This is a genomic window from Shewanella sp. MF05960, from assembly GCF_050849305.1.
GTDB lineage: Bacteria > Pseudomonadota > Gammaproteobacteria > Enterobacterales > Shewanellaceae > Shewanella.
Map to the genome: position 1 here is coordinate 1 of NZ_JBOZPS010000021.1, position 19603 is coordinate 19603.

A 19603-nucleotide genomic window follows, 5' to 3' on the forward strand; every position below is an offset into this window, starting at 1 on the left:
ACGATTATTCATTGCGAAGGTGAAAGTTACCGACGCAAAACAGCGCTCAATAAGAGCAAATAAAATTCGGTGTCAACCGGCCAAGATAATTGACGCGGAACCGGCCAAGTTAATTGACGCTAGATACATTTACTCGTGGTAATTTTTGTTTGGCGATAAATTTGATCACCCAATGCCATGAATGTTCCTTAGTTTTTAACCTATCTCATTATTTTATTCATTCTTTTGTGGGGTGTCAGGCTCTGCCCACGCTTATGAACTTATGAACTTATGAACTTATGCACTTATGTGATGTCCATGATAAGTACAACAAAGTGACAGCTTTAAATTAAAAGAGTGTATGTTTTAAATTTTTTCTGAAGAAATTTTAAATAGATTTCAAACTAGTTTATTTTTAACAAGGTAATTAAGGATTATGAAGCGTATATTTGTATTTTTAATGATTTTTTGGGCTGTTTCTGGGTGCAGTAGTATACCGCTAACAACAATGTATAAAATGATGAGTGTCAATCCATTAGAACTTGAACCAGGTGAGATTGTTGTCGCTGTTCAAGCCCCAAATGGAATAGTTGTTAATAATAACGATGTAGTGATTACATTTAACTTTAAAACTAATGACCCTAACTATAGTTTTGAGCATGAATTTTTTGTAAAAGTGAATGATCAATATGTATTACCTGATGAGTTGAGACAAAAAAGTAATAATGACAGTAAATTTTTTATTTTAAAATTGAAAAAAGATGATGCGTTAAAAATGCTACACGGGCAGGAAATTGTAAAGAAATATAGAATTAACAATAGCGATGGTGCTGGTAGTTTTAATCTTAGCGTCGAGTCTGCATGTAAAAACAGTCAGTTCTCCAATAATAATAATGAATTAAATGTGTATTTAAAACTTAATGACAATGATGATTTTTTTACATTTATGGAAGACCTAAACGTGTTAGAGCTTGGTGAAGATAAGCCTGGTTATTTTAAACCTATTACGTTTTGTACGTAGGCAAAAATAACATAGACATCCATAATTATTGCAGTGTATACCTTATAATGCTCTACCATTCATTGAGCTTTCAATTGCAGAGAACAGACTTTGTCGGCGAGTTTTGTGCCTCTTTTGCGATAAAAGGGCGGGCGACAAGTGAGAGGCATTTTGGTAAAACTTGTTTTGCATTCATGGCATTGACTCGTGGTAATTTTTTTTGGCGATAAATTTGATCACCAAATGCCATGAATGTTCCTCAGTTTTTAACCTATCTCATTATTCTTATTCATTCTTTTGTGGGGGAGGCAGACTTTACCCCCACTTATTAAATTATAGGGTTTGTCATTGCTTCAATCATTATCGGTGGAACTAGCTTATTAATGTCCTCATTTTGAATTATTGAAATATTCGCAAAAAATATAATATTTTGAATGCTCATTGGGAAAAAGTAACCTCTTCTACTCATATCTTTAATTAGCTTAATCCTATCAATTCTGAAAAATCGTTTTACTAATTCATTATCATTTTTAAAAATTTCTCTAATTTCGGGACTGATAGTATCATCAGTAAAGCGCAACCTGAATTTTTGTCTAAACATTGCAGGCCAATCTTTGCTTTTATAGTGACTATAAGCAACTTCCTCAAAGATTTTTATCATTGTCCACTCACTAGTTTCCAGTGTGGCATAAACCCCGTTCAACAATCTACTCTCATTATCAAAGCCATCCCAGTCGCCTTTACATTTATAACGAAGGTCATGTTCGACTTCATGCCAACCTTCGGAGAAAATTGTTCTAATTTGCAGCTCGAAAGTACTATCGATTATATGTTTTCTATCACCAATATTTAATCGCTTCTCTAACTCTTCCCCTAGCGTATAAACAATATTGAAACGTGTTGCTTTAAATTCGTCATTTTTGTTTTTATCAATACTTACATCATTTTCCCGTTCTTCAAACTCATTAGAAATAATATCTCTAACAGTATCAATGTCATCATTAAAGTACAAAACAATTCTCACACCTATTAAATCTTGTAGTTTTTTACTTTTACCATATTCAGGCTCTGAATCTATTTTTCGCTTAATTGACTCTTCATCTTTTGCTCTTGAAAAAATTCTAAACATCAACCCAACATCAGATAGCTTATTTGAGATTGTTTCAGTAATTATTTTTAAAATTACTTCTGCATTTATAACTCCCACAATTAATTCCTTCCTAATATTTCTTTTATTTCGACGATTTTTGTTTTGTTGATACTGATAAAGTTGACATCATTGGCACCTAATAATAACTCTTCACGTTTCAATCTCTTTATTTCTTTATTTATTTCTCTTCTGCTGAATTCATCTGTTTTAAATAAATTTCCTGTGAAATAATGTAAACGATCAATTGAAGAGCTACCGATAGGCCAGATTTTTGAAAAAATATAGTAAACAATGTTAGGTTTAGATTCTGAATTATCTAATATTTCTTGTTTTTCTATGTTATGAATGAAATCATTGTTGTCATTGCAATTGTAAAAGTTTACTTCAGGTGGTTTATGAGATTTGAACGTACAGTCCCAAAACGCACAATTTAGAAAGGTAATATCTTCAAAGTTGTCTAAGTTAAAGTTAATGCGAGTAAATAAACACTCGTTAAAAATGCTGCCTTGTATTTTTCCCACTTTAAATATATCTAAATCCTTTATATTTATTGATGTAATATCAGCATTGGAATAAACTTCATTTTCTATATTATCTGTTAGGTAGGCTTCAAATTTCATTCTTGTTGAAAGTTCTAAAAACTCATTCATCGATTTTAAATTATGCCATAATATTTTTTTTGATGCGTAATCTCTTGCTAGATAAGAAAGTACTGCAGGTTCAACAAACCTTTCATCACTTGCAAACCACTCATCATTACAGGATATTATACTTTCGGAAATATAATTACCAAATACAAATTCGTTAATAAATTGAATGTTGTTTTCACCCTGGTTACTGCGATCAAAAAAAGCATGATTTGATAATGTTGTTGCTAATTTATCAATAGTTGGCCTGTCTTTTGGTGAATATAATGTACGGACTTCATTTAAGAGCTCTGCACCTTGTTTTTTTATTACTTTAATTATTCTTTCTTTACTATCAGCTGTATAATTATTATCACACATATCTGTAGCAACAAATTTAAGCAGTTCAGTCTGTTGCTGTGGACTCATTCTCAACTCTTGACGGTCCATTTCTCGATTTAGCATTGATGAAAAATAATACTCCACTATTTGTGATGGTGTTTTACATAACTTTTCAAAAAGCTCATCATTAATGAATCGTAAAAAACTTAGTAGTACTGGGTTTGATAATTTAGTTATATCTATAGAGGTGTTGTTAAGCATTTCTAACCTTGAAGATGGTAACCAATTTTGAATCTCAGGTTTATCTAATTTATAGCGATTTATGGAAAATTTGTCTTCATATCTGCTTATCCATTCGTTAAACATTTCACCATCAAATATTGCTGAACGTCTCGATGTTAATATGATCTTTGCATTACTCGTTAATAGTTCTCCGATGGTTTCTAACATCGGTTCGGCATTTTCAAACTTTACATTGTCGTCAAGTGAATCGCCTTTGTCATGTAATAATTCATCAAAACCATCCAGTACTACGACTATTTTTCCTTGTTTCACTTCATCTATTACTACATCAGATTTTACTGAATTAAATGACCTGTCGACCTCTCTAACAAAAATATGGCTAAAAACCCTTGCTTGCCTGTCTCTCGAAAATTCGGTGAAAAATGGTATTGGTGCATTTTTATAATTACTTACTAATGTGTTGATTATTTCGTAAGAAGTACACGTTTTTCCAAATCCTGCAGGTGCTTCAATGATGTTTAATTGTGGCCCATCAACAAGTAGATTATCGCAAATGTCTTGTATGATATCTGTCTCTTCTTTCTTATTATTTTTTAAATAAGGAACGTGAATATAAGAGTAAGTATCAGCTTCCTCTGGGAGAACACTTAACGTTTTTGTACAGTGATCGTTATATTCTTCCTGTATTTTTTTTTCCATTCAGTGACATTAAAAAAGCCATGGAATAAAGTTTTTTCGATCTCTTCAACATTTTTGTAGAAAGCTTTTTTGGTGGAAAAACCTAAGGATTCAAGTTGGGTTACAAATAGTTCCATTTCTTGTTCTATCTTGTTTCTTTCTTCAATGTTTAGCGAAACAATTTCCGCATTATGAAAAAAACCAGATTTAAAGGTAAATGCTAAAAAGTTACCGTTAGAGCAGCTCTGTCTATGATCAAACCCATACTTTTTGTATAAAGCTATGATTTTTTCTTTCTCGTCCATTTTGTCTATATACCTTGCTTTAATAATCTGAAAGCTTAGACGAACTACCAATTTATTATTTTCAATAGCATGGTTGCCCGTAATTGTGAATTTGAAATGTCACGATGAATTATTATGAATAAACCAGCTTGGAGTAATCTTTTTCAACATTCATCATTTCCCTACCTCACTCTTACTCAAACACCGCTGCGCGACTTGATACACAATGGCATCAACCTGCTGTTGGCTGAGTGCTTGGGCTCTGACTGAGGGTATGGTTTTAACCAACTGCTTGTGATTTAAAATCGGAAACGGTGGCTTTGTTTGGCTTGTAACATACCAGCCGGGGAATACGAGTACTGGGCTGGAGAACACCTGTTGGCCAGTGGCTTTGGTTAACCATTGGCTAACCATTGGCTAACCCATGTTGCCTGTCGGGTGGCTTGTTCTATTGGCTTAGTTTCAGTCCACGATGGAAAGCATAAGCGTCCGTCTTTATAGCATAGTTGGTAGTCTTTGCCTTTAGTGGCACTAGTTGCTTTACTGTCGCGTTTACGCTTGTGGCGGCCTTTGGTTTCTATGGCGAATACGCCATTTCTACCTATTGCTAAATGGTCGATGTTAAAGCCGTCGGCTTGTATGTCGTGAAACACTTGATAGCCCAAAGCTTGTAAGCCGATTAGCTCATTGGCAGTGGCGATTTCTGCGGTGTGGCCTAGACGTAATTTTGTGAGTTTGGAAAAGTTTTTCCACGTCTTGTGTCCGTAATATCCTATGCCTATGATGACTATCGGGGCGAAAGCGTATGGGAATGAATTGTCGCTAATATGCTTGACGATACTTTCGTAGGCAAACGGAAATGTCACTACAATAACGGCCATTGTTAGGCCAGCGATTAAATCAAACTGTAAGTCTTGAATTTGTTGTTGTAGGCCATATGCGGGGATGCGCTGGAGTTGTTCACGATCGACAGGTAGTTTTACCGTTTGGTCACGGTATTTAAGCATTAGGTGCATAATCAACACCATCAAAAACATGCCCGAAAGTAAGATGATGGTGGCGAATACATTGGTAAACAAGCTTGTCATTGTCGTCCTTGATATAAAACGAGTCCTATATGACTCGTTTTATAAATTTAATCGTTAACCAATAGCTCGACATTTTTGTAACTCAGCACTGTATACTTCAGTTAGTTCATTAGACTTACGCGTTAATTCTTTAATGTCTTTGCGATATTTGGTTCTTATTTCAGCAGATTCAGCGTGATACTTTTCGCTTGTTTTTTTACAGTTTAGTCTCACGTTTTCAGCATCATTGAAATCCATTTCGGCTTTAACTTGTATTTCACTTAGCTGCTGTTGAGAAATTCGTTCGTAAGTTTTTTTTCCAATAAAGAGTTTCTTGTTATCAGGTGATAAGGCAATCGGTTGTATGCCCATAATGGATAATTTCTCATTGTTATTTTGTAATAGGGTAGGTTTCGACGGCTTTATTTCTTTACCCCATAAATTTAACCCAGTTTTCTTTAGAATATTTTCACTGAAAAAATAGTTTTCACCATTTTTTGATATTTCTGCAACTTTAAGGGGTTTACTATCAATAGGTTGCCAATAACCTATATGATTGTCCATTGAATTACCGCCACAACCAATGAGCAAAATACTGATACAAAATAAAAATAACTTCTTCATATGTTCTAACTTCCTTGTTGATATAAATAGACTAGAAATAAGTGGGTAGAGTAAATCTTTTAAAATCTATTTCTGTTCCCAGTTTTCACCTGAAATACATCAAAAAGATCAAAGGGGTAGGGCGTTAAGCGTTTGGTGTGGCTTTATATAAACGATAGCGGGCAGGCTATGGTTTCATCCCTGATTTCGATTTGATCACTTGTCGCTTTGACTGCATTCGAGCCTGCATTCCTTGTGTGTTCAGACAATAACCGATTTTTACGCTTTTATTCAATCTATTTTTAACAATCTTGTGACTATTATGTATGTCAAAATGTCATTGCATAATAATGGCTTGTCTCAGGGGATATCTTAATAGGTAGCAGTAAAGGAGGCGCAGAATCAGCGTTAGCGTCACAGTGACCAATTTCCCTAACGTTTACCCTAATGCGAAACATAAAAAAGGCCTGCTTATTTTAAGCAGGCCTTTTGGGTTTAGTTTTCGCTGTTAGTCATGTTCACTTCAAAAACATCGCTTAAGCTAGTCACTATTTGGGTAATTTACTTTCTAGTTTCTACTCTCTACACAAGCAGTTTATAAAAGCTGTCTTAGAACTGGTTCATTGTGTTGTCTTTACCAGACGCTTTAAGCGCTTGGTCACCAGAGAAGTACTCTTTATGCGCATCACCCATGTCTGAACCAGCCATGTTTTGATGTTTAACACAGGCGATACCTTCACGGATTTCCTTACGTTGAACATTGGCAACATAACCCAACATACCTTGGTCACCGAAGTACTCTTTAGCCAAGTTATCGGTAGACAGTGCAGCTGTATGGTAAGTCGGTAGTGTAATAAGGTGATGGAAAATACCTGCTTCACGTGCCGAGTCAGCTTGGAAAGTACGAATTTTTTCATCAGCCTGGATAGCAAGCTCAGTGCCATCGTAATCAACACTCATTAATTGAGGGCGGTCGTAAGCTGATACGTCTTGTCCTGCTTTTTGCATCGCATCAAATACTTGCTGACGGAAGTTAAGCGTCCAGTTAAACGATGGCGAGTTGTTATACACAAGCTTAGCGTTAGGAATAACTTTACGGATTTCGTTAACCATGCCACCGATTTGCGATACATGCGGCTTTTCAGTTTCAATCCACAATAAGTCAGCGCCATTTTGCAATGAAGTAATACAGTCAAGTACACAACGCTCTTCACCGGTACCAGCACGGAACTTAAATAAGCCATTTGGTAGACGAGCTGGTTTCACCAGTTTGCCACCTTGCTTGAATACCACATCACCGTTTTCAAGTTTTGCTGCATCAACGGCTTCAACTTCAAGGAAGCTATTGTATAAGTCGCCTAGATCGCCAGCTTCTTTAGTGACAGCAATTTTTTGCGTTAAGCCAGCACCTAATGAATCGGTACGCGCAACAATCACGCCGTCATCGATACCAAGTTCTAAAAATGCATAACGAACCGCGTTAATTTTTGCTAAAAACTCAACATGTGGCACGGTGACTTTACCGTCCTGGTGGCCACACTGTTTTACGTCTGATACTTGGTTTTCTAATTGAATACAACAAGCACCGGCTTCAATCATCTGTTTTGCCATTAAGTAAGTGGCTTCTTCGTTACCAAAACCGGCATCAATGTCGGCAATAATCGGTACAACGTGGGTTTCGAAGTTTTCAATTTTGTGTTGAATTGCGGCTTTATCTGACTCTTTGGCCTTATCTAATTCGCGGAAAAGACCACCTAGTTCACGGGCATCAGCTTGACGTAGAAAGGTGTATAGCTCTTTAATCAACGCTGCTACAGAGGTTTTTTCATGCATAGATTGGTCAGGTAATGGACCAAACTCACTGCGCAGTGCGGCTACCATCCAACCTGAAAGGTATAAGTAACGACGCTTAGTCGTTAAAAGATGTTTTTTAATCGAAATCATTTTTTGTTGGGCGATAAAACCATGCCAGCAACCTAAAGACTGAGTGTACTGTGACGAGTCTTTGTCGTAGTTGTCCATGTCTTCACGCATGATCTTGGCAGTGTACTTTGCGATGTCTAACCCAGTTTTAAAGCGATTTTGTAGACGCATACGAGCGACTGACTCTGGGTTGATGGCATTCCATGCACTACCTTCTGAATTAATCAAGGTGGCAGCTTCATCGATATTATTTTTGTAGTGAGTCATGTGTTTATTCCTTAACAAATAGATTAGCGGCAATTGATTACGTTGAAAATAATAGCTAGATTTGGTTAAATAAGCCTAATTTATACTTACTATTTTCGGTATTCACCATATGAATGTATCTCGTATCGACTTGAACCTCCTTGTTTATTTAGATGTTTTACTACGTGAAAGAAATGTTACTAAAGCGGCAGACCAGCTTGGGATCACCCAGCCTGCAATGAGTAACGGCCTAAAACGCTTACGAAACTTGTTTGATGATCCGTTACTTATTCGCACGAGTCAGGGTATGACGCCGACCGAACGCGCAAATGAATTACAACCCATTATTAGTGAGTTGATTATTGGGCTGGAAAAGGCCGTACAACCGCGTGCCAATTTTGATCCACTCGACAGTGATAAAGTCTTCCGTGTTATGGCAAGTGATTATGCTGAAGCGACGTTAATTCCACCTCTTATTGCCAAGCTTCGTACTCAAGCGCCCAACGTTATTTTAGATATCATGACCCCAAGTGATGTCAGTTTCCCTGATGTAGAACAAGGAAGAGTCGATATGGTGATCAATCGTTTCGACAGTATTCCGCAATCATTTCATCAAAAAGTATTGTGGAGTGATGATTTTAGCTGTTTGATTAGTAAGAATAATCCTGTTTTAAAGAAGTTTTCTTTAGACAGTTATTTAAAAGCTAAGCATGTGTGGGTGAGTAAAACAGGAATGGGCGTTGGGGTAGGGATGAACCCAGATGATGTTCAGCGTTTAGGTTGGGTAGATGAAGCATTAACGCGAATAGGTGTTAAACGCCAGATCACCGTTTTTACTCGCCATTATCAAGCTGCCTGTTTGTTGGCTGAGCAACAAGATTTGATCGCAACCATACCAAGTAAGATGGCGCGTCATCATATTAATAATGATCGGGTTTGCATTGTGCCGCCGCCTTTTATTATCCAACCCATTGCATTAACTATGGCCTGGAGCCCTTTGCTTCAGAATAATCCAGCGCATCAGTGGATGCGTCAACTTATCACTAAAACCGCAGAAGAGATAAATAGAGGCGACGTTTAATGTTATTGGCATTATGATATTTAGTTACCTATATGTTGTAAAGTAACCAAAAAATGCCATTTTGCCATATCTTTGGTGAATAGTGGTGATAACGGGTATAAATTGGATAAATAAGATAACTTTGATATAGAGTAAAGTATTACTGCGTATGAACAGTATGCTGTTAACAGTGGAATGAGTTTGCGCTAGTGATTTGGACTAATGACTTATTGCTAATGATTTAGGACCAATGATTTATGGCTAATGATTTAGGGCATATGATTTAGGGCATATGATTTAGGGCATATGATTTATGGCTTAGTTTACGGTCAACGCACAGAAATTAAGGTAGGGATTAAACATGACAGCACGTATTCAAGTTGGTGGATTACAAATAGCGCAAGCATTGTGGCAGCTGGTCGACAGTGACATTTGCCCGGGTACTGGTATTGATTCAGCAACCTTTTGGGCAAAATTTGAGGACATTATTAACGAATTTTCTCCGGTTAATGTGAAGCTGTTAGAAAAAAGACAACAACTACAACAGCAAATTGATCAGTGGCATATTGACCATCCCACCAAAGATTTTGACCCTGTAACATATAAAGCTTTTCTGTCTGAAATAGGTTACCTGGTGCCTGAAGGTGAGGCTTTTCAAATTAGCACTGAAAATGTAGACCATGAAATTGCCGCACAAGCGGGGCCACAACTTGTAGTGCCAGTTAAAAATGCGCGCTTTGCGCTTAATGCTGCCAATGCGCGTTGGGGCAGCCTGTATGATGCGCTATATGGCACAGATGCGATATCTGAAGAAGGTGGCGCAGAGCAAACTAAACAGTACAACCCTGTACGCGGTAATAAAGTTATCGCTTTTGCCAAACAGCACTTAGATACCGCTTCGCCCTTAGCACAAGGCAGCCATGCCGATGTGACCCGTTATTACATCGACGCAGGTGTGTTACGGATGCAATTAACTGACGGCTCGACTACCACTTTAGCCCAAACCGATAAGTGTGTGGGTTACCAGGGTAGTGCTGATGCACCCAGTGCTATTTTGTTAGTGAATAATGGTCTGCATATTGAAATTCAAATAGACCCAAGCAGTGTAATTGGTGGCAGCGATCGCGCTGGCGTTAAAGACTTACTGGTTGAAGCCGCTGTTACCACCATTATGGACTGTGAGGACTCTGTCGCGGCAGTGGATGCTGAAGACAAGGTTGAAGTTTATCGCAATTGGTTAGGTTTGATGCAAGGTAACTTATCTGCCTCGTTGACTAAAAATGGTAAAGAGATCGTTAGAGAACTTAACGACGATCGCGTGTATACCGCTACTAATGCCCAGAGTGCCAAAACCGTTACTTTACCCGGCAGAAGTTTGTTATTTGTGCGTAATGTGGGTCACTTGATGACCATTGATGCCGTGCTGGATAAAAATGGCAACGAAATACCTGAAGGAATACTTGATGGCATGATCACTGTGCTTGCTGCGATGCACGACCTTAAAGGTAACAATAATGGTCGTAGTAATAGCCGCAAAGGTTCGGTGAATATTGTAAAACCTAAAATGCATGGCCCTGAAGAAGTGCAATTTACCTGTGACCTGTTTACTAAGATAGAAGATGCGCTCAAGCTACCGCGTAATACGATTAAGGTCGGCATTATGGATGAAGAGCGCAGAACGACACTGAATTTAAAAGAGTGCATTAGGGCTGCCAAAGAGCGCGTGGTGTTTATTAATACAGGCTTTCTTGACCGCACCGGTGATGAGCTGCATACCTCAATGCTCGCAGGCCCGTTTGTGCCTAAATCGGTGATGAAACAGCAAAAATGGATTAGTGCTTACGAAGATTGGAATGTTGATATTGGGCTTGAATGTGGCTTACAAGGTCGTGCTCAAATCGGTAAAGGCATGTGGCCAATGCCAGATGAAATGGCCGCGATGCTTGAGCAAAAATCGGCTCATCCTAAAGCGGGTGCAAACACTGCATGGGTGCCGTCGCCAAATGGTGCCGTGTTGCATTCTATTCATTATCATCAAATTAATGTGGCAGATGTTCAGCAAAAAATTAAGCAACGCCCACGTGCTAGCATTGACAGTTTGTTGACCATTCCTTTACTTGCTGAAGGGGTAACACTCACCAATGAGCAAATTACTTTTGAACTGGAAAATAATGCCCAGGGTATTTTAGGGTATGTTGTGCGCTGGATTGATCAAGGTGTAGGTTGTTCAAAAGTGCCTGATATTAATAATGTCGGCTTGATGGAAGACAGAGCAACCTTACGAATTTCATCGCAATATTTAGCTAATTGGCTTGAACATGACCTATGCAGTGAAGCTCAAGTGATGGCGGCGTTGAAAAAAATGGCCGCGGTGGTCGATACTCAAAATGCCGGTGATCCGCTGTACACTAATATGGCGCCTAACTTTGACGGCATCGCCTTTAAAGCAGCATGCGATCTGATTTTTAAAGGTAAATCTCAGCCTTCTGGTTACACAGAGCCGTTGCTACATGCTTATCGAATTCAAGCGAAAGCTAAAGCAGGCTAATCAGTACCGTTAATACTGGCTTTAAGCCTATGTAGTTACGCAATTAATAAGCCCTGATCTTGCAAAGATTAGGGCTTTTTTTGTGGTCATTTTTTAGTTGGTGTAAGAGTGATGTCAGAGTAAATTTTTAAAGTACTAGCTAGCCTACGGGGTGTTGACCAGATTGTTGGGCCGATTTATTTCAGACATCGCTTGATGCAGAGCTTTTAATCGCTGGTCTGATTTATGATTGTTTTCGCTGCCAGATTAAGCGAGGCTATATAAAACTGACTAGAAATGAGCCTTATGAAATATTCGTTACTTGCTTTGGGATTACTGTTTAGTAGCCCGACACTGTTTGCTATGGATGTTGACTATACTGCAACGCCTATCGATATTGATGGGGTTGCTGATCCTGCCTGGCAGAAAGCGAAGTGGCATACGATGCCGCATTTAATGGATGGGGTGTTGCCCGATTCTGCGAGTGATTTTAGCGGTAAATATAAGTTGTTGTGGGATGAACACTATCTTTACCTGCAAGCTGAAATTACCGACGATGTGTTGCTTGATACCCATGCCGACCCAAGGGTGAATTATTGGGATGATGACACCTTAGAAGTGTTTATTGATAGCGATGCCTCTGGTGGCGATCATCAATTTAATCACAGTGCATTTGCTTACCATATTGGCCTAGATAATCAGGCGGCTGATTATGGCCCAGACAAACAAGCTCACCTGTATACGTCGCATTTAAAGAGTCGTTGGCAGCGCAGTAGTGAGGCGCCTTACAATGTGATTTGGGAGGTCGCGATTAAGCTGTATCCTAATGATTTTAAACAAGGCCAACAAGATAAGCCTTTGCTGTTAACACCGAATAAAATCATCGGTTTTATGCTCGCCTATTGCGATAATGACGGCAGCCCAGTAAGAGAGCATTTTATGGGATCTCATGAGATTACTCCGGTTAACGGTGACAAAAACAGAGGTTTTATTGATGCCAGTGTGTTTGGCAAAATAACCCTGAAACGCTAGTGCCTGTTAATCTATCAAGGTTGTTTGTGCGTTTAATCGATTTTAATTACCAATAGGCGTAACGGATGCCCGATTCAAGTAACACTATTGCAGCTCAACAATGGCGGCATGCCGATCCTTTTATACTGAGTTGGACTGTTAGCCCAGATCAAATTGATCATTATCAACATGCCAACAATGTCGCGTATGTGAGCCAATTAGAGCAAACCTCCTGGGCACATTCTAATGCGCTTGGGTTAACGATTGAGCAATATAAATCGTTAGATAGAGGCATGGCGATTAGCCGACATGAGATTAATTATTTGGCTGCGGCTTATCTTAATGATGTGATCGATTGCGCCACCTGGATTGTTGAGTGCGATGGCAGGTTAAAGCTGGCGCGCCATTTTGAGTTTATTCGCAGAAGCGACGGGGTGTCTTTACTCACGGCCCGCACCGAGTTTGTGTGTATTGCCTTGTCTAGCGGTCGCCCAAAACGCATGCCTGAAATATTTGCTGATATTTATGGCCGAGCTAGCATTCAGATTAGCCCCTAGCATTCAAATTAGCGAGTAGGATCACAGTGTAGCGTTGTGCTTATTAGTTAAGGTTGTTAGCGTAACGTTTTACTTTTGACTAGTATTTAACCTATGTGAGTTAAGGAGATAGACCATGAATGTGCGCGATATTATGACCCCTAATCCGGTGTGTATTAGCCATGAGGCAAGCCTTAAAGATGCGCATCTGTTAATGCAAAGTCGAAATGTGCGCCATTTGCCGGTGATCAGTGAATCTACAGGTGAGTTTATTGGCATGCTGACACATAAAAAGATGATTGCCATGGTATTAACCATGCTTAATAAATATGGCCAAGGGGCACTTGATCGAAAAGAGCGTTACACCCCAATTGCCGAGGTGATGGATACTCAAGTGCAAAAGCTTGGATTAGATGAACCGTTAACCATTGTGGTGCAGTATTTTATCGATAACAAATTAGGCTGCTTGCCAGTGGTCGATGAGCAAAACCAGGTATTAGGAATTGTCACCTCGTCTGATTTTGTCAAACTGTGCCAGCGTTTATTGTTACAACAATAAACGCCGGCTGGCTTTGATGATTATTTGATGCGTTGTGAGTGTAAGGGCTTGAGTTGTCACGTTAGCGTAATACCATTAATAGCAGATACCTTTTACTCTAATGACGCGACAATCTCACGGAAAAACGCGATGGTTTCATGTTTTGATATTAGACTATCTTGAAAGCCTAAATCGGCGCTGTTTTTTACAATAACCACATTGTGTTGTTGATTGACATAGATATATTGCCCATATACGCCCACGCAAAAGAATTCCCCTTGCTGTGCTTGTGGTGGTAACCAAATTTGGTAGCCGTAGCCGAGTGTGTCTGTTTGCGGTTTAAGATATTCAGCTTGTGGTGTGGTGGCGGCTTTTATCCACTCTGCCGAGACGATTTGCTTGCCGTTAAACGCACCATTTTTTAGTAATAAACGGCCAAAGCGGGCGTAATCACGGGTAGTGACATTTAAGCCGCCTAATGCAAATTCAGCCCCTTGAGAGTCGGTGAGCCAAAACGCATCGCTTTCCATGCCGATGGTGTTCCACAGGTTTTGTTGGATCAGTTCGACTAATGATTTTCCGCTCACCCGCCTGAGGATCATGCTAATTACGTGGGTGTCCATGCTGACATAGTGGAAAGCTTTACCTGGCTCAGATTCATTCACCAGTTCACTGGTCATGTCGTCTAACGAGCCGCCAATGGCCAGCACTCGGCCCATTTTGTTAATGTCAGAATTAAAGTCTAGATAGTCTTCGTTCCACTTAACCCCAGACGACATTTGCAGTACGTGTTTAACTTTAACGTTGCCATAACCAGAGTTAGCAAGTTCAGGCAGATAAAAGCCGACTGTTTTGTTGATATCAATGTTGCCGGCATCGACTTGCATACCAAATAATATCGACACAAAGGATTTGGCCATCGACCACGAAATCCGTTTGTCGTCACTTTGGGTGCCTAAATAGTATTGCTCAAAGGTGATGTTGTCGTCTTTAAGCACTAACAATGCGGTTGTTGCTCTGCGCGCTAAAAACGCTTCGCTATTAGTTACTTTGTCTCGATAGGTGAAAGAGTCTGGCAAGGCTTTTGGTTCGACGCCAAATGCATAAGGTTGACCTTGATGAACAATTTTTTTGTTGAAAAAGACGTCATTCATGTGGGAAAAGTTATTCACGATGAGTGCTTCATCAAACAGGCTGATGACGCTGTATAAGCGGTTTGCGCTTTGCCAATTAAATGCCAGTAAAATAACGGCAATGGTGATAAGGGCTATAAAAGAGCCTTTGATGAACTTGAGCAAAGTCGACATGAGTATTTCCAAATAGCGTAGGCGTTAGCAATAACCTAATGCTATCGAGACTATAAATCAAATAGTTAACGAATTGTTATGGTTAGCTTTGGGAATGGTATGCCCTGTGTTGAATGGCTAACAAGACTCTTGGCATTAGGTTGTTGTTAATCAAAAACAGCCATTAGATTTACCATTACTTTTGTTAATTTCCGTGAGTCTTAAAACCGCTATTTTGTTTATTCTTGATGTTATTTACCTTGCTGCCATTGGCTTATTCGTTAGAACAACTGTTTTAATTAACATTTTTGCAACCAAATGATTACGAGTTTATCTATTGCTAAAGTAGGTGGTGGCGATATGGCTTACATTACATGTAATGTATTTAATTGAAAAATATCATTAATTCTTTGTTTTGGGTTTATTTTAGCATTTTATTATTTTAGAGTATGCGCCGCTAGGAAAGCACGTTGGCCAACATTACGGTTAGCCCACTGTTGAGTTAAAGGATTAACCCATTTGGTTAACCCACTCTATTTATCTGCTTGAATCACCTAGCGTAAAATAATCAAATAAAGGAATGATTGATGAAAAACGTTACTGCATTAGCATTAGTATTAGGTTTTACTGCTTTACCTGTTATGGCTGCACAAGATGCGCCATTTCACCACGAAGCGGGTCTAGGATATTCTGCTAATACTGAAGAGTTCGGTGATGGTCAATGGGATCTAAACTACCGTTTTTATCTTGACTCAGTATCACAAGAAAAAGGCCCATATGCATTAAATGGCTTTTTAGCACAATCTACCAATGTTGGCGCTAGCTATTCAATGATTGATGATGCTGACCTTGATATTTTTAATGTCGATGGCACCTATGTTTTCGATTCTAAGTGGTTTGTTGGCGCGGCAATCCAACGTTATGACGCTGGTGCTTTTGATACTGATACTTACAAACTTGATGTAGGTTATTACTTCAACGACAGCTCAAAAGTTGCTGCGTTCTATGTTGATGGTAGCGATATTGATTCAATCTATGGTCTTGAAGCGCGTAGCTTTATTGATCTTAAGAGCACTACTGGTATCGATTTAGGTGCGATGTGGACTCATACTGATGATGACGATATGTTTAACGTAAACGCTGACTGGTATGTGACTAAAGCATGGTCTGTGGGTTTAGGTTATGAAGATAACGGTTTAGACGATAACTTTACTGCCAAAACAGCTTACTGGTTACGTATGTCAGATTCTTTTTCAGCGACTTTTGAGCTAGCAAAAGTACTTGATTCTGACGTAGACGGTTTGTTTGTTGGTGTAGGTGTTGTTGGCCGTTTCTAAGCTAAAACATCTCTAATAAAATGTTATCAATAAACGCTTATTGATACAGATCATCTCCCTTAAAGAAAGGAGCCTTAACCAGGCTCCTTTTTATTTTTTATTATCTTTAATCATTCGCTGTCGCTTAAATCCGCTTAAAATCTTTGTCTATCATGTTACTCAGCAGTATTTGTCCTGCTTGGTTAACTCTAAACTCGCCATATCTAGCTTCTTCAAACTCTTCTGCTCGACCTTCTTGAAAGAAAAAAGCGTTGCTGGCCAGTTTCACACTGCCGTCACGAACACGGTATTGGATCAGTCGCTGTGCTGGTGTTAACGCTGCACCGTGGTAGATGCCATCGAACTGAGCAATGCGGTTATTGTCGAGTGTGACAATAAAAAAGCCATCATGGTTATTTGGCGTGTTTGAGAGTTCATCAACTGACTGGCTAACGATTCGGGCAATGTCGTAATTTAATGCCATGTAATCGCCTTGCATTAACGACCTTGGATCGACAGGTGCGAGTTCAAACAGGATTATTTCGCCATTAGCTAACAGCTGTTCTTGCTGAAAAATCTTGTAGTTAATACCGGCGAGTATCAACAATGCTGCGATAATAGCCCAAAGTGATCGCTGACTTAGCTGGCGTGAATTGAGCGGCGCCACAGTATTTAACACCATCATGGTTGCTCCTTATTTTGCGCCGTTGTAACTGTATTTATTATGGTTTCAGCTGTCTTGCTAGTATTCATGCCCATGGCAAATCTCAGCAGGAGTAATACTATGCCGCTGGCCATTAACCACAATGACTTATCAAACAAGTCGATGTGGAGTGAGTAATAATACATGCTGATAAAGGCGAGCAGGGCGCATACCGAAATGATGACTAATTTACGTTCGTTATAAAAATAACCTAGCAGTAGCATGAGTAGTGCTGCGCTTAATCCGCTCATGACGATGGACAGTAGACCGATTAATATCGCCGTTAGGATAACCATTAACATGTCACGAGGACGTATAGTAATCACTTGATCGCGATTGCCATATTTAGTGTTATCGGTATTAGCAGTGTTATCGGTATTGCTATTGCTATTGGCATTAGTATTAGCATTAGAGTGGAGCTGGTTATAAATTTGATTCATCAACCATAGCGCTGATAACAAGCTGATGACGATCGCTAAGTAGTCACTGAGGCTAGAGCTTAGTGCCATGAGTACGTTGGGCAATTCCATTGTGTCGCTAATTTCAGACAACATGATATTGACGAGCAGTAAACTGATAGCAACAGCGTAGCCTAGCATTCTAATGCGCTGGTAATGTTGTGGCCATCGATAAAGTTGAGTCCAGATAACCACTAAACTCAATACCAATAATGGCAATACAAGTAATGATAAATGGTTAATCACTAAGATGGCTAATAAGCTGGGCACCATAGCTAATGCCGCGACAAATTGGTTAGCTTTGTGGGGTATGACGAGCCAGTGTATGGCAAAAGTGACCCCATAAATGACTGCGATGAGGGTTTCGTTACTCGATTCTAAGCTTTCGAAGGTCCCCCCAAGCAGCATTATTTGTCCGCATAGGCTAAACGCAAATACCATTTGTAGAATAAACTCTTGGCGATTTTGCCCTAGCCGGTAATACGCTAAGCATCCGAGAGTGAGCGTGGCGCCAAAGCCAATAAACGATTCGGTTATATCACTAACAGATGACACGCCCAGCATGACAAAGGCCAATAAGAATAGCGAGGCAACCCAACCGCCAAGCATTTGTGCTGCAATGATATACCAAGGGCTAGCTAACAAGGATTCTGGTGCGGTATCTGCGTTAACCAGGTCTTTGTTTCGCAGTGACAACCATAATGCGTTGGATGATTTTATGTTACTCATGGCCAGTCTCCTCAATATTTAACATTGCCGTTTGAGCAAACTCTTTTTGTAATTGTTTTAGCCAATATAAACTGCCGCTGGTTAGGCCTATAACCACCATCGCTATCAGAAAAAAGCCTTCAATGGTGTCGTTGCTATCAAATAGCGCTCTTGAAAGTAGCGAGACAATCGCGGTACTTATGCTGGTTAACACTAACGTAATGGGATATAAGGCTGGATCGCGGTAACGATACCAAACAAATACGCAGGCCAGAGTGACGAGATAAAGCAGTGCATAATAGGCAACATGTTCGCTGGTATCGTAATTATAACTAAAGTCAAAAATGAGCCACACTATGAGCCAGGTAAATGCACTTATACTAGCCAGTAAACTGCTTGCTTCTACCATGGGGCAGTTAAAGCGCAATTGTCCACGCCAATGACAGCGTTTCGCAACAATAAATAATAGGTGAATAGCGAAGTTAGCTAAACCAAACAGAGCGATTTGCTGGATGTCTTCGAGTAAAAAACTAAATACCGATGCAAAGGATTGCAGATATAGCCCTAAACTGACGTTGAGTAATACCACAATGAGTAACCACAACAGATCAAAACCTGCAATGTAAGCAAAGGGTAAAACTAATACTGCCCAAATAGCGAATAGTTGCCATGGGTCAGCGCCTGTTTGATAGGTTTGCCCTACTAATGCCAGTAAAGCCCCAAGCATAATGCTGGCACCCAATAACATGGCGTTAGGCAGGTTCCAACCATAAATAGTTGAGCTAGGCTGGCTTTGCTGAAAATGCGGCGCATGCTGATTATGTGGAAAACTGGATGGTGGAAGGTGCTTTTTTTGTGCGTGATTAGCGAGATAAAATCCGCCAATAAACAGCGCAAATAGGGTTTCGACTATGGCAAATTTATTCAGGTGCGATAGCGCATCCCAGTTAAACGCCATGAAAAATATCACGCCCGCGCCCACTAATAGCACCCCGAGATACAATAATAGATTGGCAATTAATTGCTGCCACTTGTTTGCATTGGGGTGAGGGTAGGCCTCTAACATTGCGGCCTTAAAGTTAGCGCGGTCTATCTTACCGTCTAAAAACCAATGCCATATAGTGGATCGTTTTTGCGTCATCATTCCCTGTCCATTATCCCTTTATTGAAGTGTCCGGCTAATTCAACCACAACAACTGTAGTCTAGCGCTTCATTCTTCCCTACTTTAATTCAAGTTAACGGTATCGATATACAATTTAAAGGTATTAATGCATAAAACGATTAATCATTAAAACACTGCTTAGGTGAAAAATTGACT

17 protein-coding genes and 1 pseudogene are annotated in these 19603 nt (G+C 39.5%); 7 read left to right on the forward strand and 11 right to left on the reverse strand.

Translation table 11 applies throughout. The annotated features are described in order from the left end of the window. Positions 1–415: 415 nt before the first annotated feature. Complete coding sequence (locus ACROAE_RS17465; protein ID WP_432404260.1) at positions 416–1000, forward strand: hypothetical protein; 585 nt, start codon at positions 416–418, stop codon at positions 998–1000. A gap of 70 nt (positions 1001–1070) precedes the next feature. On the opposite strand, the gene ACROAE_RS17470 is transcribed toward ACROAE_RS17465, so the two are convergent. From ACROAE_RS17470 to ACROAE_RS17500, 7 genes and pseudogenes are all read right to left on the reverse strand, one after another. Further along, complete coding sequence (locus tag ACROAE_RS17470) at positions 1071–1229, reverse strand: hypothetical protein (RefSeq protein ID WP_432404470.1); 159 nt, start codon at positions 1227–1229, stop codon at positions 1071–1073. Positions 1230–1307: 78 nt separating this feature from the next. Beyond that, positions 1308–2186: a hypothetical protein gene (locus ACROAE_RS17475; protein WP_432404263.1), complete on the reverse strand. Its 879-nt coding sequence runs from the start codon at positions 2184–2186 to the stop codon at positions 1308–1310. A gap of 2 nt (positions 2187–2188) precedes the next feature. Continuing rightward, positions 2189–4039: an NACHT domain-containing protein gene (locus ACROAE_RS17480; RefSeq protein ID WP_432404266.1), complete on the reverse strand. Its 1851-nt coding sequence runs from the start codon at positions 4037–4039 to the stop codon at positions 2189–2191. Further along, on the reverse strand, positions 3988–4323 hold the full coding sequence (locus ACROAE_RS17485) for a hypothetical protein (protein ID WP_432404269.1): 336 nt from the start codon (positions 4321–4323) through the stop codon (positions 3988–3990). The genes ACROAE_RS17480 and ACROAE_RS17485 overlap by 52 nt, the downstream gene beginning before the upstream one ends. 153 nt (positions 4324–4476) lie before the next feature. Beyond that, a pseudogene (locus tag ACROAE_RS17490) lies at positions 4477–5390 on the reverse strand (nuclease-related domain-containing protein). A gap of 54 nt (positions 5391–5444) precedes the next feature. Further along, positions 5445–5993 carry a hypothetical protein gene (locus tag ACROAE_RS17495; RefSeq protein WP_432404272.1) on the reverse strand — a complete coding sequence of 183 codons (549 nt, stop codon included), beginning with the start codon at positions 5991–5993 and terminating at the stop codon, positions 5445–5447. A 588-nt stretch (positions 5994–6581) separates the two neighbouring features. After that, entirely contained in the window at positions 6582–8162 is a 1581-nt protein-coding gene (locus ACROAE_RS17500; RefSeq protein ID WP_432404275.1) for an isocitrate lyase, read from the reverse strand. Between the two features lie 109 nt (positions 8163–8271). Between ACROAE_RS17500 and ACROAE_RS17505 the strand changes: the two genes are divergently transcribed. The 5 genes from ACROAE_RS17505 to ACROAE_RS17525 all read left to right on the forward strand — a co-directional run bounded on the left by ACROAE_RS17505 (position 8272) and on the right by ACROAE_RS17525 (position 13834). Beyond that, entirely contained in the window at positions 8272–9222 is a 951-nt protein-coding gene (locus tag ACROAE_RS17505) for a LysR family transcriptional regulator (protein ID WP_432404277.1), read from the forward strand. A 340-nt stretch (positions 9223–9562) separates the two neighbouring features. After that, positions 9563–11749, forward strand: coding sequence for a malate synthase G (locus ACROAE_RS17510; RefSeq protein WP_432404280.1), 2187 nt, complete (start codon positions 9563–9565; stop codon positions 11747–11749). Positions 11750–12034: 285 nt separating this feature from the next. Next, positions 12035–12760 (forward strand): CBM9 family sugar-binding protein, encoded by a 726-nt coding sequence (locus ACROAE_RS17515; protein ID WP_432404283.1) that lies wholly within the window; start codon positions 12035–12037, stop codon positions 12758–12760. 65 nt (positions 12761–12825) lie between these two features. Next, positions 12826–13296: an acyl-CoA thioesterase gene (locus tag ACROAE_RS17520; RefSeq protein WP_432404286.1), complete on the forward strand. Its 471-nt coding sequence runs from the start codon at positions 12826–12828 to the stop codon at positions 13294–13296. 115 nt (positions 13297–13411) lie between these two features. Further along, complete coding sequence (locus tag ACROAE_RS17525; protein WP_124729825.1) at positions 13412–13834, forward strand: CBS domain-containing protein; 423 nt, start codon at positions 13412–13414, stop codon at positions 13832–13834. 92 nt (positions 13835–13926) lie between these two features. Here the strand turns inward: ACROAE_RS17525 and ACROAE_RS17530 are convergent, their stop codons facing one another. Next, positions 13927–15120, reverse strand: a complete 1194-nt coding sequence (locus ACROAE_RS17530) for a serine hydrolase domain-containing protein (protein ID WP_432404290.1) — start codon at positions 15118–15120, stop codon at positions 13927–13929. A 566-nt stretch (positions 15121–15686) separates the two neighbouring features. On the opposite strand from ACROAE_RS17530, the gene ACROAE_RS17535 reads away from it, so the two are divergent. After that, positions 15687–16436, forward strand: coding sequence for a putative porin (locus ACROAE_RS17535; RefSeq protein WP_432404294.1), 750 nt, complete (start codon positions 15687–15689; stop codon positions 16434–16436). 124 nt (positions 16437–16560) lie between these two features. On the opposite strand, the gene ACROAE_RS17540 is transcribed toward ACROAE_RS17535, so the two are convergent. From ACROAE_RS17540 to ACROAE_RS17550, 3 genes are read right to left on the reverse strand one after another with little or no spacing between them, the layout of a single operon-like run. After that, the gene (locus ACROAE_RS17540) at positions 16561–17100 is read right to left on the reverse strand and encodes a GDYXXLXY domain-containing protein (RefSeq protein ID WP_432404297.1); all 540 of its coding nucleotides are present in this window, start codon (positions 17098–17100) and stop codon (positions 16561–16563) included. Further along, positions 17097–18305 (reverse strand): DUF4401 domain-containing protein, encoded by a 1209-nt coding sequence (locus ACROAE_RS17545; RefSeq protein ID WP_432404300.1) that lies wholly within the window; start codon positions 18303–18305, stop codon positions 17097–17099. The genes ACROAE_RS17540 and ACROAE_RS17545 overlap by 4 nt, the downstream gene beginning before the upstream one ends. Further along, complete coding sequence (locus tag ACROAE_RS17550) at positions 18298–19428, reverse strand: DUF2157 domain-containing protein (protein ID WP_432404303.1); 1131 nt, start codon at positions 19426–19428, stop codon at positions 18298–18300. Before ACROAE_RS17550 ends, ACROAE_RS17545 begins: the two co-directional genes overlap by 8 nt. Between the last annotated feature and the right edge of the window lie 175 nt (positions 19429–19603).